We start from the raw sequence: 13,889 nt of genomic DNA, 5'->3' as shown, positions 1-13,889 counted from the left end.
CTCGCGCAGCGGGGCCGGGGCCGGGGCCGTTCCGTGAGATCGACCACGGTTTCGTGCCGGGCCCGTCAGCGGCCCCGGCCGGGACGGAAGCGACATTTCTGGCCGGAAACCGTCGGAAGACGTCCCGTATTCGTCGGATTCGGGGGGCATTCAACGGACTTGTCTTCCCGACGGCAGTCCGGGCGAAGAGTTCCGTACCTCGGCGATTTACCGCGTGTTCACATGCACTCGTCAACCGTGTTCACCGCTACGCTCTAGCGTCTAGCCGCCGCGCCGCTCGTGCTACGCGCGTCACGGCCCCTACTTCTGACACACATGACGATGACGTCGAGGATCCGACCATGCCCGCAGTTCCCTCCCGCAACAGGTGGCTCCGCTACGGTGCCGGCCTGATCGGCGCTGCCTCGCTGACCGCCTTCGGCGGTGCCCCCGCGGCCTTCGCCGCCGACGGCCCGCAGACCGCCACCCCGGTCAAGCACCTGGTGGTGATATTCCAGGAGAACGTCTCCTTCGACCACTACTTCGGCACCTACCCGAACGCGGCCAACACCGCCGACGACAAGGTGAAGTTCACCGCCAAGCCCGACACCCCCAAGGTGGACGGCCTGAGCGACGACCTGCTGCACAAGAACCCGAACCGCAACAACCCGGTCCGGCTGAGCCCGTCCCAGGCGGTCACCTGCGACCAGGACCACACCTACAAGGACGAGCAGCTCGCCTTCGACGGCGGCAAGATGGACAAGTTCGTCGAGCACACCGACATCGAGAACTGCAAGGCTCCGATGTACACCGCGCCCGGCCTGGTGATGGACTACTACGACGGCAACACCGTCACCGGCTACTGGAACTACGCCCAGCACTTCGCGATGAGCGACAACTCCTTCGGGACCAACTACGGGCCCTCCACCCCCGGCGCGATCAACCTGGTCACCGGCAACACCCACGGCGGCTACCCGGTCGACCCGAAGACCGGCCAGCAGACCACCGACGCCTACGTGGTGGCCTCCCCGGACGCCAAGGGCATCGGCACCGTCATCAACGACCCGGACCCGGGCTACGACGACTGCTCCAGCCCCGCGCACAACCAGCTGGTGATGACCGGCAAGAACGTCGGCGACCTGCTCAACGACAAGGGAGTCAGCTGGGGCTGGTTCCAGGGCGGCTTCAAGCCGACCGGCACCAAGGACGGCAAGGCGGCCTGCGACTCCGCGCACAAGAACATCGTGGGCGCCTCGCAGACCGACTACAACCCGCACCACGAGCCCTTCCAGTACTACAAGTCCACGGCCAACCCGAAGCACCTCGCTCCGAAGGACGTCGAGGAGATCGGCCACGCCGGCCAGGCCAACCACCAGTACGACCTGACCGACTTCGACGCCGCCCTCCAGCACGGCAACCTGCCCGCCGTCAGCTACCTCAAGGCCGCCAACTACCAGGACGGCCACGCCGGTTACTCCGACCCGCTGGACGAGCAGCACTTCGTGGTCGACACCGTCAACAAGCTGCAGAAGTCCAAGGACTGGGCCTCCACCGCCGTCGTCATCGCCTACGACGACTCGGACGGCTGGTACGACCACAAGTTCGCCGAGCCGGTCAACGGCTCCAAGGACCCGGCCAACGACAGCCTGAGCGGCGCCGGCCAGTGCGGCAAGGACGCCGGCTGGGGCGGCTACGCCGACCGCTGCGGCTTCGGCCCGCGCCTGCCGCTGCTGGTCGTCTCCCCGTACGCCAAGGCCAACTTCGTCGACCACACCCAGACCGACCAGACCTCGGTCCTGCGCTTCGTCGAGGACAACTGGAAGACCGGCCGGATCGGCGACTCCTCCTTCGACGAGCACGCCGGCTCCATCGAGGGCATGTTCGACTTCAAGAACCCGCAGTCGGCCACCCTGATCCTGGACCCGACCACCGGCGCCCCGGTCGGCGGCGACAGCCCGAGCGGACAGCCCACCGGCGGCTCCTCCGCCACCACCCCGGCCGGCTCGGCGACCTCGGCCAACGGCTCCACCGCCGTCGCCGGGGCCACCAGCAGCGTCTCCGGCCCGCCGCTGGCCGAGACCGGCGCCGACTCCCACACCGGGCCGATCGCGGCCGCGGCCGTCGCCCTGCTGGCGGTCGGCGGCGGAGCGGTCTTCCTGGCCCGTCGCAAGCGCGGCCGCCGCGCCTGACGCACGGCCCACACGCGCAACACCCCCGGCACCGCCGGGTCCTGCTCCCAGGGCCCGGCGGTGTCCGCGTTCCCGGGCCCGGCTACCCTTCCCGCCATGACCGCCAGCGCTCCGCACCGCCGCACCCTGCTGGGCGCGGCCCTGGCGGCGGCCCTCACCGTGGGCGCTGCGACCGGCTGCTCCGACCGCCGGCCACCGCCCCGCGCGCTGCGGCTGGCCACCGGGCCCGAGGGCGGGCCGTACAACGCCTTCGGGCACTCCTTCACCGAGGCCGTGAACGCGAGCGGCCGGCTCACCCTCACCCCGGTGGGCAGCGCGGCCAGCGTCGACAACCTGCGACAGCTCGCCGACGGCTCGGTGGACCTCGCGCTCACCACCGCCGACGTCGCCGAGGACGCCGTCCTGGGCCGGGACACCTTCGACCGTCCGCTCGGCCTGACGGCGCTGGCCCGGGTGTACGTCAACTACCTCCACCTGCTCGCCCCCGCCGACGGGCCGGTGCGCGAGCTGGCCGACCTGGCGGGCCGCCGGGTGGCCACCGGCGCGGTCGGCTCCGGCAACCAGGTGACGGCCGGGCGGCTGCTGCGCCGGGCGGGGATCTCCGTCGGGCAGCAGTCCCTCGGACTGGCCGAGTCGCTGGACGCGCTGCGCGCGGGCACGCTGGACGCGGTGTTCTGGTCCGGCGGCGTACCCACCCCCGCGGTGGCCGCGCTGGCCCGTGAACTGCCCCTGCGCTTCGTGCCGTTGGACGCCGTCGCCGCGCTGCTGCGGGAGCGCTACGGCCCGGTGTACACCGCCGTCACCCTGCCCGCCGGGGCTTACGGCCTGGCCGGCCCCGTCCCCACCCTCGGCGTCGGCAACTACCTGACCGCCCGCCCGGGCGTCCCCGACGACGCCGTACGGCGGCTGCTCGGCATCCTCTTCGACCGGTGGGCCACCCTGCTCCGCTCGGTGACGGCCGGCGCCCGGCTGGAACCCCGGTTCGCCGTCTCCACCGGGGCCGTCCCACTGCACCCGGGGGCGGCGGCCTACTACCGCTCGGTGTACGGGTGACGGTGACGGTCGGTCAGGCGTGACGATCCGGTGACACGGAGGGCTCCATTCCGTCGCGTGGCCGGACTAACTTCGATCGTGCACGCCGCTACGCCTCTGGTCCGCCCCGTCCGGGTCGGTGCGAGCAACGAGCTTGCCCTCGACCGAACTTCGCGCAGGAGGACCAGATGTCCCGTTCGACCACCCGCCGCGCCCGTACCCTGGTCGGTACCGTCCTGACCGTCGCGCTGCTGGTCCCGGCGGCCACCGCGTGCAGAAGCTCGGCGACCTGCACTACGTCGGCAAGCTCGTCAACGGCGGCCAGGTGCTCGGCACGATCGAGGCGGCCGGCCGGGACACCGGGCTCGACGCCAACGGCGTGTACATCGTGCTCAGCACCGGCGGGGTGATCAGCTCCCACGAGTGAGCCCGGGGGCCGCTGCCGAGGCGCCGTCAAGCCCGTTTGGTAGCGGCCGCTACGGCTGGCTACGCTGCACCTCATGCGGTTGAACGTCCGGCCGGGGCAGCGGCGCCGGCTCCACCAGGCCCCCGAACAGCACGCGCGCCGACGGCGCGGACCCGCCCTGGACGCGGCGTGATCCTGCGCATCGACCGGGCCTGGCTGCTCGACATCGCCCACCGCTTCCTGCCCACCGACCCCGACATCACGGACTACGGCACCCTCAGCGCCGCCGTCGCCCGGCACGCCGACGAGGTCATGGACGTCCCCGTGTACGAGGGCCCGCACCAGCGCGCGGCCGCGCTCATGCACCAGCTCATCCGGGTCCCGGCGTTGGAGTCCGGCAACGAGCACTTCGCCGCGGTCGTCGCCGCCGCCTACCTCACCGCCTCCGGCGTCACCGTCACCGTCGGGCCGAAGGCCGCAACCGAGCTCGCCGCCCGCATCCGGGACGGGCGCGCCGACGTCCGGGAGACCGCGACGGCCCTCCGCGCCTGGTACCGCTGAACCGCTGAACCGCTGCGGAGCTCAGGGCTCAGGGCGCGGCCAGCCGGAACTCGACGGTCAGTCCGTGGGGGCTCGTCGCGGCGACGGTGAGCGTTCCGCCGCCGGCGCGGGCGAGTTCGTCCGCGATGGCCAGGCCGAGGCCGGTGCCGGGGAGGTTCTGGTGCTCCGGCGCACGGGCGAAGCGCCCCAGCAGCAGGGGGAGTTGGGCGGTCGGGACACCGGGGCCGGTGTCCCGGACCCGGACCACCGCGCCGCCGTCCGGGCCGGGCCGGGCGGTCACCCGGACGCGGGCGCCCGGCGGAACGAACTTGCCGGCGTTGTCCAGCAGGGCGTCCAGGATCCGCCCGGCCGCGTCGGGCAGGGTGCGGGCGCGCAGCCCGGGGGCGACGTCGGCGGTCAGCTCCGGGCCGCCCGCCTCGAACACCGGGGCCCAGGCCGCCACCCGCTCGGCCACGGCCGCGGAGACGTCCTGCTCCTCGACCGGAGCGGCGGCCGCCTCCAACCGGGCGAGGGCCAGCAGGCCGTCCAGCAGCTCGCCCAGCCGGTCCGCCTCGTCCAGGGCGAGGGCGTGCGCCGTACGGCCGGGGCCCGGTTCGACGTACGGCTCGGCGTTCTCCAGTTGCAGCACCAGGGTGGCCAGCGGGTTGCGCAGCTGGTGCGAGGCGTCGGCGACGAAGTCCCGCCGGCGGCGCAGCGATTCACCGACCGCCGCCGCCATGCCGTCGAAGTGCTCGCGCAGCCGCCGCAGTTCGGGCGGGCCGGTGTCGGCGGCGGCAGCGACGGCGGCGCGCGCTTCGAAGCGGCCGTCGGCCATGGTGGCGACCGCGCGGTCGAGTTCGTGGACGGGCCGCAGCAGCCAGCGGGCGATGCCGGCCGCGACCAGCGCGGCGGCACCGAAGGCGGTGACGGCGCCGGCCGCGATCAGCGTCCAGCGGACCAGCACGTCGTGCCGCGCCGCGCCGGTGGGGACGGTCAACAGGACGGCGCCGCCGACCCGTTCGTCCTGGCCGACCGGTTCGGCCAGCACCACGGTGTCCGGCCCCCAGGGCAGGACGGTGGGCAGGGCCTCGGTGGAGCGGCCGGTCAGGGCGCGGTCCTCGGCCTGCCGGGCGGCCGGGCCGACCGGGGCCGGGCCGGCCCGGCCGACGGTGTGCCCGACGGTGTCGACCACGGTCACGGCGGCGCCGTAGAGCTGGGCGTAGCGGGTGAGTTCGGCGTCGAGTTCGCGGCGGTCGGCGTCGGTGCGGATCCGGTCGGCGAGTTCGGCGAAGCGGACGCCGTCGGCCCGGCGTTGCAGCAGCAGGTGCTCGGTGCGGCCGCGGGCGTAGGAGTCGGCCAGCGGCAGGGCGAGCAGCAGCACGGCCGTACCGATGAGCGCGGTGAGCACGGCCAGCAGCCGGCGCCTCACCGGCCGTCCAGGGCGCCGAGTTGGTAGCCGTAGCCGCGGATGGTGCGGAGCAGGGCGGCCCGGCCGGTCTTGGCCCGGATGCCGGCCACGTGCACGTCGAGCGAGCGGGAGGAGGCGAGGAAGGCGTCGCCCCAGATCCGGTCGAGGATCTCCTCGCGGGAGCGGACGTCGCCGGGTTGCGCGGCGAGCAGCGCGAGCACGTCGAACTCGCGCCGCGTGAGCCGGACTTCGGCGCCGTCCACGGTCACGCTGCGGGCCGCCAGGTCGATCGTGACGTCCCCGGTGCGCACCTGCCGCCGCCCGTCGGCCGGTTCGGGGGCGGCGCCGCCGGTGCGGCGGCGCACGGTGTCGATCCGGGCGATGAGTTCGGCCATCCGGAACGGCTTGACCACGTAGTCGTCGGCGCCGGCCCGCAGGCCCTGGAGGACGTCCCGCTCCTCGCTGCGCGCGGTGACCACGATCAGCGGCACCGCGCAGACCGTGCGCAGCTTGCGGAGCAGGTCGAGGCCGTCCAGGTCGGGCAGGCCGAGGTCGAGCAGGACGAACTCGGCCTCCCGGGCGTGCCGCAGCGCCTCGGCGGCGCGGACCACCCGGCGTACGGTGTGGCCGCGCCGGGCGAGCGCGGTGGCGAGGGCCTGCGCCATCCGGTCGTCGTCCTCGACCAGCAGCATGTGCACGGAGCCCTCCCCGGGATTGAGGTGACTACCGTACGGGTTCCGCCGCGGCGGCCACCGCCGGGGCCTCCCGGGGGTCGAGCACGGCGTGCCGGGTGTCGGGCATCAGCACGTAGACGACCAGGGAGACCAGCGCGCAGCCGGAGACGTACCAGAAGAAGCCGGACTCGTGGCCGCTGTTCTTGAACCAGAGCGCGATGTACTCGGCGGTGCCGCCGAACAGCGCGTTGGCGAGGGCGTACGGGAGCGCGACGCCGAGCGCGCGGATCCGGGTGGGGAAGAGTTCGGCCTTCACGGCCGCGTTGATCGAGGTGTAGCCGGTGACGACGAGCAGGGCGACGAGCGAGAGGCCGAGCGCGGACCAGTAGCCGGAGGCCGAGCCGAGGGCGGTCATCAGCGGGTAGGTGCCGACGGTGCAGCCGAGCGCGAAGGTGATCAGCAGCGGGCGGCGGCCGATCCGGTCGGAGAGCAGTCCGGCCAGCGGCTGGACGGCGGCGAACACGGCGAGCGCGGTGAAGCTGACCAGGGTCGCGGTGTTCTTGGCGAGCCCGGCGCTGCCGATCAGGTACTTGGTCAGGTAGGTGGTGTACGTGTAGTAGGCGACGGTGCCGCCGAGGGTCAGGGCGATCACCAGGGCGGCCTGGCGCCGGTGCTCCCACAGGCTGCGCAGGGTGCCGCGGGCGTCGGCCCGCTCCCGGCCGGCGGACTCGGCGGTGAAGGCCTCGGTCTCCGGCAGCCGGCGGCGCAGCCAGAGCACCACGACGGCCAGCACGGCGCCGAGCAGGAACGGCAACCGCCAGCCCCAGGCGTGCAGTTGGGCGCTGGTCAGGGTGTGCTGCAGGACGATCAGGATGCCCAGGCCGAGGAGTTGGCCGCAGGTCATCGAGACGTACTGGAAGGAGGAGCCGAGGCCGCGCCGGTTCGGTGCGGAGGCCTCGGTGAGGTAGGTGGCGCTGGCCGCGTACTCGCCGCCGATGCTCAGCCCCTGGAGCAGCCGGGCGAGCAGCAGCACGACGGCGCCGAGGTAGCCGGCCCGCGCGTAGGTCGGGGCGACGGCGATCAGTACGGCGGCCGCGGACATCATGGTGACGGTCAGGGTGAGCGCGCTCTTGCGGCCGTGCCGGTCGGCGGCCCGGCCGAGCAGCCAGCCGCCGACCGGGCGCATCAGGAAGCCGACCGCGAAGATGCCGGCGGTGTTCATCAGCTTGGCGGTGGAGTCGCTGCCGGGGAAGAAGTCGTCGGCGAAGTAGACGGCGAAGCTGGCGTAGACGAACCAGTCGTACCACTCCACCAGGTTGCCCAGCGACCCGCCGATCAGGGCGCGCCGCCGCCGGGCGCGGTCCCCGCCGGGCGGCTGCGGGCGGGGAGCGGGGGCGGCCGGGACGGCGGCGGACGGGGACATGGCGGCTCCGGGGACTGGTACGGCGGGTGGGTGTCCCAGAGCGTGCCGCCGCCCGCGGGGCGGCGGCAAGGAGCGCCGCGCAGATCTTACGTTCCGCTAAGGAAGCCGCCCCCGGTGCCCACCCGCCGGGGGCGGGCCCGGGGCCTCCGCCGGGGGCCGGCCCGGGCCTCCACCAGGGGCGATTCGGGGGACAAGCGTTACATTGGGGCGGAAAGCGGACCGATCACCGGCGAGGTGCGGCGGATGCACGCGATCACCGACTGGCTGCGCGGACTGTCCGGCCCGGTCGTGTACGCGGTGGTCGGCGCCATGGTCTTCACCGAGGACGCGCTGTTCTTCAGCTTCTTCATCCCGGGCGAGACGGCCGCCGTCCTCGGCGGCTTCATCGCCCACCAGGGCAGCGTCTCGCTCGGCTGGATGATCCTGGTGGTGGTCTGCGCGGCCGTCCTCGGGGACTCCGCCGGCTACGAGATCGGCCGCCACCTCGGCCCGGCGATCCTGCGCACCCGCCCGCTGCAGCGGCACGCGAAGCGGGTCGGGACGGCGCAGGACCTGATCCGCCGGCGCGGGCCGGCCGCCGTGTTCGTCGGCCGCTTCATCGCCTTCTTCCGCCCGCTGGTGCCCTCGCTGGCCGGGATGTCCCGGATGCCGTACCGCCGGTTCCTGCTCTACAACGCCCTCGGCGGGCTGGCCTGGGCCTTCGGCTTCACCCTGCTGGGCTACTTCGCCGGGGCCGCGTACACCAGGGTGGAGGGCACCGTCGGCCGGGTCGCCGCCATCACGATCGCCGGTCTCGTCGCCGTCGCGCTGCTGGTCTGGTTCCTGCGGCGCCACCACGCGCGCGGCCACGAGCCGTCGGACGAGGACGGCGGCGGGGAGCGCTGAACGGGGGCGTGCCCGGACCGTCACCGATCCGGGCACGCCCCATCGGGCAGGCCCGCCGGTCACCGAGCGCTACCGGAACGGCGGCGCGTCCGGCGCGCAGACCCGGCCGCGCGGCGGCAGGTCGCCGTCCACCAGGTAGCGCGCCTCGTAGCCGGCGGCGCAGCCGCTCGGGTTGCCGAGCACGCTGTGGCCCGGGCCGTCGACGGTCAGCAGCCGGCCGCGGGCCAGGGTGTCGGCCAGCGCGCGGGAGCCCTCGTACGGCCAGGCCGGGTCGCCGGTGTTGGCGACGACCAGCACGGGCGCGGCGGTGTAGCGGTCCCAGGGCCCGGTGTAGCGGTCCCGGGCGGCCTCGGCCGGCCAGGCGGCGCAGCGCTGGGTCTGCCAGACCCAGTACGGACCGAGGGCGCCGGAGCGGTCCCGGGCGAGGTCGGCGAGCGCCGGGTAGTCGGCGCCGGCGGGCGGGTTGACGGTGTCGGCGCACAGCACGCCGAGGACCTGCGTCTGGCCGGGCTGCGCGCCGGTCGGCAGGGGTGCCGCCGGGGTGTCGGCGGCGGTCCACAGGCTCTGCAACTGCCCGCCCAGGGCGGCCCAGCCGGGGCTCCCGAGCTGCGGCAGCGGCTGGGCCGAGTAGAGCAGCAGCGCGACGGCCGAGACGGCGCTCGCCTCGTCGTAGGTGACGGCCTGCGCCCCGGTGCCGACGGTGACCGGTCCGTGCGCCAGGCGGTCCGTCAGCGCGGCGTACTTGGCCCTGGTCGCCTCCGGGCTGCCCGCGGAGAAGGCGCAGGCGGCCGGGGAGGCGGCGCCGCAGCGGTCGAGGAAGTCGTCCAGGGCGCGGGCCGAGCCGAGGTCGCTGCCGGTGCGCAGGAACGGCGGCAGCGCGCGGTCCTGCGGGGTGCGGCCGGTGGACCAGGCCACCGGGTCGGCGGCGCTGTCCAGGACCATGGCGCGGACCCGGCCGGGGAAGAGGTTGGCGTAGGTGGCGCCGAGGTACGTCCCGTAGGAGGTGCCGAGGTAGCTGAGCCTGCGGTCGCCGACGGCCTGGCGCAGCAGGTCGAGGTCGCGGGCGACGTCGGCGGTGGACAGGTGGGCGAGCAGGCCGGTGTCGTCGTTGTCGGCGCAGTGGCGGCCCAGTTGCGCGTAGGTGTCGGCCCAGCGTGACTGCTGTTCGGCGCCGATCGGGTAGCCGGCGGGGAGTCCGCCGAGCAGGGCCTGTTCGCCGCCCGGGTCGGGGAAGCACCGCAGGGTGGTGGAGGCGCCGACGCCGCGCGGGTCGAAGCTGACGATGTCGAAGCGCCGGCGGACGTCCTCGGGGAACAGCGGGGTGGTGGAGGGCAGCGCCAGGGTGCCGGGGATCGCCGGGCCGCCCGGGTTGTAGAACAGGGTGCCGATCCGGTGCGCCCGGTCGTCGGCGGGACGGCGGATGAGCGCCAGGTCGATGGAGCGGCCGTGCGGGTCGCGGTAGTCCAGCGGCACCTGGGCGGTGTCGCACTGGAAGCCCGGGGTGCAGGGCTTGGTCCAGGTCAGGGCCGGCACCGGCGGGGCGGGCGCGGCGGCCGAGGCGGCGGCCGGGGTGAGGGCGGCCAGCAGCAGGCCGGCGGCGGTGGCCGCGGCGGCACGGAGGGTGGTGGTGCGGAGGGCGGTGAGGGGGCGGGGTCGGGGCACGGGCGGGCTCTCTCCGTTGTTGATCATGTGATCGGGCGCCACGGAGTCTTCCGGCCCCCACTGTCAGGGCACTGACATCCTGCTCTCCGATCACTGACAGCTCGCCGGCAGGCCCGGTCCGCCACTGTTGACGAATCGTCAGCAAGTTCTCCGCCGCGCCTTGACGGCCCACCGACACGGTCCTACAACGGAGTCAGCTCCCCCGCTCCCCGCCCCTCGGAAGTCCCTTGGGAGCAGCGGACGTTCGCCTTCTCGCCCCTCACCGAGGAAGAGGCTTTCCCATGCGCGCACCCCTCCACCGCACCGCGCCCCTGGCCCTCACCGTACTCGCCGCGCTCGCCCTGGCCGCCGCGGCCCCCGCCTCCGCGGTTCCGGCAGACGACGCCGGCCCCGTGCTCACCACCGGCAGCACGGGCGGCGCCGCCGTCGCCGCGGGCGACGCCCTCGCCGCGACGCTCGCCGGCGGCTCCGCCACCTTCTACTCCACCGCCACCAGCACCACCGGCGTCACCTGCGCGACCTCCCAGCTGTCCGCCACCGTGCTGACCAACCCGACCGCCCCCGGCACCGCCACCGAGTCGATGACCGGCCTCACCTTCGACTCCTGCACCGCCAACGTCACCGGCGTCACCTCGGTACAGAGCCTGACGGTCGACACCCTGCCGTACGGCGTCTCGATCGACGACGGCACCGGCCTGCCCGTCACCCTGACCGGTGGCAGCGCCGGGCAGATCCAGGCCACCGCCGTCCTGAACAGCTGGTTCGGCACCATCACCTGCACCTACCGGCTCAGCGGAGCCTTCACCGGCACCGCCGACAACGGCGGCCAGAGCCTGACCTTCACCAACGAGCACTTCGCCAAGAGCGGCGGCTCCGGCCTCTGCCCCGGCGACGGCTACTTCTCGGCGAGCTACGGCCCGGTCGCCGACACCAGCCAGTCCGGCGCCCCGGCGGTCTACGTGAACTGATCCCCGGGCCAGCGGCAGCCCGACGGCGGCGGCACGAAACGATCAGACCAGGGCAGATTCGGACCCAAGCGGGCGGGATGGGACGATACCTGCCATGTCTAGCAAGTCTCCGCCGGTCCGGGGCAACGAGGCCCCCGCCGACCCGCTCCGCCGCCTGCTGCTCGAACTGGGCGACGCCCTGCTGGGCGGGGGCCTTCCCGTCCATGAGGTCGAGGAGGAACTCCGCGGGCTCGGACGGGCACTGGGGGCTCCCGAGGTGCGGGTCGCCGCGCTCACCAACGGCCTGTTCGTCGCCCTCGACGCGGTGGAGGCCACCAGCTTCGCGCCGGTCGGCGCCGCGCTGCGGTTCGAGCAGACCGCGGACGTCCTGCACCTGGTGCACCGGCTGCGCGCCGGCGAGCTGGACGGCCCCCGGGCGCTGGCCGAGCTGGACGCCATCCGGCTCGCCCCCGCCCGCTGGCCCGCCTGGGTGGCGGACCTGGGGGCGCTGCCGGTCGGGGTGGGCGTCTGCCTGTTCCTCCAGCCGGTGACGGCGAACGTGCTGGCCGCCGGGGCCGGCTCGCTGATCGTGGCGGGCCTGACCGTCCTGGCCCGCCGGCTGCCCAGGCTGCGCCCGCTGCTGCCGGTCACCGCCGGGTTCCTGGTGGCCCTGCTCGTCCTGTCGCTCACCCGGGCCGGCCTGCTGGAGGGCCCGCTGCGCACGATCGTGGCCACCCTGGCGATCCTGCTGCCGGGCGGACTGCTGGTCACCGGGCTGTCGGAGGTCGCGGCGGGCGCCGCCAGCGCCGGGACGGCCCGGCTGGTGTCCGGCGCGGTGCAGCTGGCGCTGTTCCTCGCCGGGGTGGCGGCGGCCACCACCGCGCTCGGCGTACCGGCCAGTGCGCTGGCCAACATCCAGGTGGCCAAGCCGAGTTGGTGGGTGATCGCGGTGGGGCTGGCGATCGCCGTGGCCGGCGTCGTGGTCAATGTGAACACCCCTCCCCCGGCGATCCCGTGGATCGTCGCGGTGATCGCGGTCAGCGTCACCGTGCAGGTGGTGGTCGGATCGGTCCACGGCGCGGCGATAGGCGGGCTGGCGGGCGCCGTCAGCGCCGCGGTCGCGGCCACCGTGGTGCACTGGCTGCCCGGCGGACCGCTCTGGCAGGTGCTCTACCTGCCCGCGTTCTGGATCGTGGTGCCCGGCTCCTTCGGCCTGCTGAACACCGCGCAGATCGAGGTCGGCAACGGCGCCCAGTCGGTGCTGGCCGCCGTGTCCGCGGTGTTCGGGGTGTCGATCGGCACCCTGATCGGCTCGGTGATCAGCCGGATCCCGCGCCCCTCGCTCGCCGTCGCCCAGCTCCGGGCCTGACCCCCTCCGCACGCCCGACCGGCGCGGCCCCCGGCTCAGCCGGAGGCCGCGCCGTTTCCGTCTCCGTCTCCGTTGCCACTGCCGTTTCCGTTGCCGCTCCCGTTTCCGTTGCCCTTGCCGTTGCGGACCGCGAGCAGCGCGGTGTCGTCCGTCAGGCGCCCGCCGCTGTGTCGGAGGACGGCGCCGACGACGGCCCCCACCAGGCGCTCCGGCTCCCCGGCCCCGGGCAGGCCGGCCAGGCCCTCCAGGTGGGCGCGCAGGTCGAAGAAGTCGCCCTGGCGGTCCCGGGCCTCGGTCACCCCGTCCGTGACGATCAGCACGGTCTCGTCCGCGCCCAGCCGGAGCCGCTGCACCTGCGGGAGCCGCCCGGCCAGCGGGGCGAGGCCCAGCGGGACGCCGTCACCCGGCGGCAGCTGCCGGACCCCGTCCGGGCCCAGGACGTACGGGCAGTCGTGGCCGAAGTTGACCACCTGGATCTCCCCGGGGGCGTCGTCGGGGAACCAGACGACCACCGCCGTGGCGAACCGCTCGTCCTCCTCCCCCAGCCGGGCGGAGAGCCGGTTCTGCCGGTGCACCCGCTCCTCCAGCCAGGAGGCGACCGTCGCCAGGCCCTCCTCCCGGAAGGCCGCCTCCCGGAAGCAGCCGACCAGCGCCGCCGCCGTGGCGACCGCCGGCAGGCCCTTCCCCTGGACGTCGCCGAGGACGACCCGCGCGCCGTACGGGGTGGCCACCACGTCGTAGAAGTCGCCGCCCACCCGGGCCTCCACGTCGGCGGCCAGGTAGCGGGCCTCCGCGTCCACCCCGCCCCAGCCCGGCGGCACCGGGCGCAGCACCACCTGCCGGGTGGTCTCGGCGGCGCCCTGGAGATGGCGGACGTAGGCGGCGGCCCGGGCCCGGAAGACGCTGAGTGGATACGCGAGGACGCAGCCGGCGATCACCAGCAGGAAGTCCTCGATCCCGTGGGACTTGCCCCAGAGGCCGTTCAGCCCGGGGTAGGCGGCGACGGCGAGACCGGCGAAGGCCACGGTGACCGCCGGACCGCACAGCCCCGCGGCGACCACCGGGACCAGGGCCAGCCAGCTGAGCGACTCGAAGGAGCTGGGGGTGAGGGCGTCCACGGCCACCACCGCCGCCAGCAGCACGGCGGGGATCAGCCAGGACCGGTGCCCGTACCGGACCAGCACCGGCAGCTGGGGCCCCGGGTCGGACGGCGGCCGGGCCGGCCCGAACGCCTCCGCGGCACGCACCCGCAACGGCCCCTCCGCTCTCCTCCGGTGTCGGGGGGGGGGGGCGGGCGCGCCCCCGCGGCCCCACCCAAAGGCACCGGGGGGCGCCGCCACCCCCCCCCCCCCCCCCCGCAAGGATGACAAAAAAC

At 74.7% G+C, this 13,889-nt stretch carries 12 protein-coding genes; 7 read left to right on the top strand and 5 right to left on the bottom strand.

Translation table 11 applies throughout. The annotated features are described in order from the left end of the window. The first annotated feature begins 341 nt into the window (after window positions 1-341). From ACFXOZ_RS10985 to ACFXOZ_RS10970, 4 genes are all read left to right on the top strand, one after another. Window positions 342-2,168: a phospholipase C gene (locus ACFXOZ_RS10985; RefSeq protein WP_380589443.1), complete on the top strand. Its 1,827-nt coding sequence runs from the start codon at window positions 342-344 to the stop codon at window positions 2,166-2,168. A 96-nt stretch (window positions 2,169-2,264) separates the two neighbouring features. Further along, window positions 2,265-3,221: a TAXI family TRAP transporter solute-binding subunit gene (locus tag ACFXOZ_RS10980; RefSeq protein WP_380589440.1), complete on the top strand. Its 957-nt coding sequence runs from the start codon at window positions 2,265-2,267 to the stop codon at window positions 3,219-3,221. Between the two features lie 250 nt (window positions 3,222-3,471). Next, window positions 3,472-3,627 (top strand): hypothetical protein, encoded by a 156-nt coding sequence (locus ACFXOZ_RS10975; protein ID WP_380589437.1) that lies wholly within the window; start codon window positions 3,472-3,474, stop codon window positions 3,625-3,627. A 168-nt stretch (window positions 3,628-3,795) separates the two neighbouring features. After that, a complete protein-coding gene (locus tag ACFXOZ_RS10970; RefSeq protein WP_380522926.1) occupies window positions 3,796-4,167 on the top strand; it encodes a fic family toxin-antitoxin system, toxin component in 372 nt (123 codons plus the stop codon). A 28-nt stretch (window positions 4,168-4,195) separates the two neighbouring features. On the opposite strand, the gene ACFXOZ_RS10965 is transcribed toward ACFXOZ_RS10970, so the two are convergent. From ACFXOZ_RS10965 to ACFXOZ_RS10955, 3 genes are read right to left on the bottom strand one after another with little or no spacing between them, the layout of a single operon-like run. Further along, window positions 4,196-5,575, bottom strand: a complete 1,380-nt coding sequence (locus ACFXOZ_RS10965; protein WP_380522925.1) for a sensor histidine kinase — start codon at window positions 5,573-5,575, stop codon at window positions 4,196-4,198. After that, complete coding sequence (locus tag ACFXOZ_RS10960) at window positions 5,572-6,252, bottom strand: response regulator transcription factor (RefSeq protein WP_380522924.1); 681 nt, start codon at window positions 6,250-6,252, stop codon at window positions 5,572-5,574. The genes ACFXOZ_RS10965 and ACFXOZ_RS10960 overlap by 4 nt, the downstream gene beginning before the upstream one ends. A 25-nt stretch (window positions 6,253-6,277) precedes the next feature. Next, the gene (locus tag ACFXOZ_RS10955; protein ID WP_380589434.1) at window positions 6,278-7,651 is read right to left on the bottom strand and encodes an MFS transporter; all 1,374 of its coding nucleotides are present in this window, start codon (window positions 7,649-7,651) and stop codon (window positions 6,278-6,280) included. A 243-nt stretch (window positions 7,652-7,894) separates the two neighbouring features. Between ACFXOZ_RS10955 and ACFXOZ_RS10950 the strand changes: the two genes are divergently transcribed. Beyond that, on the top strand, window positions 7,895-8,536 hold the full coding sequence (locus ACFXOZ_RS10950) for a DedA family protein (protein ID WP_380522922.1): 642 nt from the start codon (window positions 7,895-7,897) through the stop codon (window positions 8,534-8,536). Between the two features lie 69 nt (window positions 8,537-8,605). On the opposite strand, the gene ACFXOZ_RS10945 is transcribed toward ACFXOZ_RS10950, so the two are convergent. Beyond that, on the bottom strand, window positions 8,606-10,198 hold the full coding sequence (locus ACFXOZ_RS10945; protein ID WP_380589431.1) for an alpha/beta fold hydrolase: 1,593 nt from the start codon (window positions 10,196-10,198) through the stop codon (window positions 8,606-8,608). 281 nt (window positions 10,199-10,479) lie between these two features. Between ACFXOZ_RS10945 and ACFXOZ_RS10940 the strand changes: the two genes are divergently transcribed. Both ACFXOZ_RS10940 and ACFXOZ_RS10935 read left to right on the top strand, forming a co-directional pair. Next, on the top strand, window positions 10,480-11,166 hold the full coding sequence (locus ACFXOZ_RS10940) for a Tat pathway signal sequence domain protein (protein WP_380589428.1): 687 nt from the start codon (window positions 10,480-10,482) through the stop codon (window positions 11,164-11,166). A gap of 94 nt (window positions 11,167-11,260) precedes the next feature. Then, the gene (locus ACFXOZ_RS10935; protein ID WP_380399374.1) at window positions 11,261-12,514 is read left to right on the top strand and encodes a threonine/serine exporter family protein; all 1,254 of its coding nucleotides are present in this window, start codon (window positions 11,261-11,263) and stop codon (window positions 12,512-12,514) included. A 35-nt stretch (window positions 12,515-12,549) separates the two neighbouring features. On the opposite strand, the gene ACFXOZ_RS10930 is transcribed toward ACFXOZ_RS10935, so the two are convergent. Continuing rightward, complete coding sequence (locus tag ACFXOZ_RS10930; protein WP_380589425.1) at window positions 12,550-13,761, bottom strand: PP2C family protein-serine/threonine phosphatase; 1,212 nt, start codon at window positions 13,759-13,761, stop codon at window positions 12,550-12,552. Window positions 13,762-13,889: the final 128 nt, after the last annotated feature.

The sequence above is a fragment of the Kitasatospora sp. NPDC059160 genome, assembly GCF_042755465.1.
Taxonomy (GTDB): domain Bacteria; phylum Actinomycetota; class Actinomycetes; order Streptomycetales; family Streptomycetaceae; genus Kitasatospora.
The sequence above is the reverse complement of the archived record's forward strand: the minus strand, read 5'-3'. Positions and strand labels throughout refer to the sequence as shown.

Excerpts from the sequence above, each read along its gene's own strand:
- ACFXOZ_RS10985 (WP_380589443.1), top strand. The coding sequence starts at position 342 with ATGCCCGCAGTTCCCTCCCGCAACAGGTGGCTCCGCTACGGTGCCGGC.
- ACFXOZ_RS10980 (WP_380589440.1), top strand. The coding sequence starts at position 2,265 with ATGACCGCCAGCGCTCCGCACCGCCGCACCCTGCTGGGCGCGGCCCTG.
- ACFXOZ_RS10955 (WP_380589434.1), bottom strand. The coding sequence starts at position 7,651 with ATGTCCCCGTCCGCCGCCGTCCCGGCCGCCCCCGCTCCCCGCCCGCAG.
- ACFXOZ_RS10950 (WP_380522922.1), top strand. The coding sequence starts at position 7,895 with ATGCACGCGATCACCGACTGGCTGCGCGGACTGTCCGGCCCGGTCGTG.
- ACFXOZ_RS10940 (WP_380589428.1), top strand. The coding sequence starts at position 10,480 with ATGCGCGCACCCCTCCACCGCACCGCGCCCCTGGCCCTCACCGTACTC.
- ACFXOZ_RS10935 (WP_380399374.1), top strand. The coding sequence starts at position 11,261 with ATGTCTAGCAAGTCTCCGCCGGTCCGGGGCAACGAGGCCCCCGCCGAC.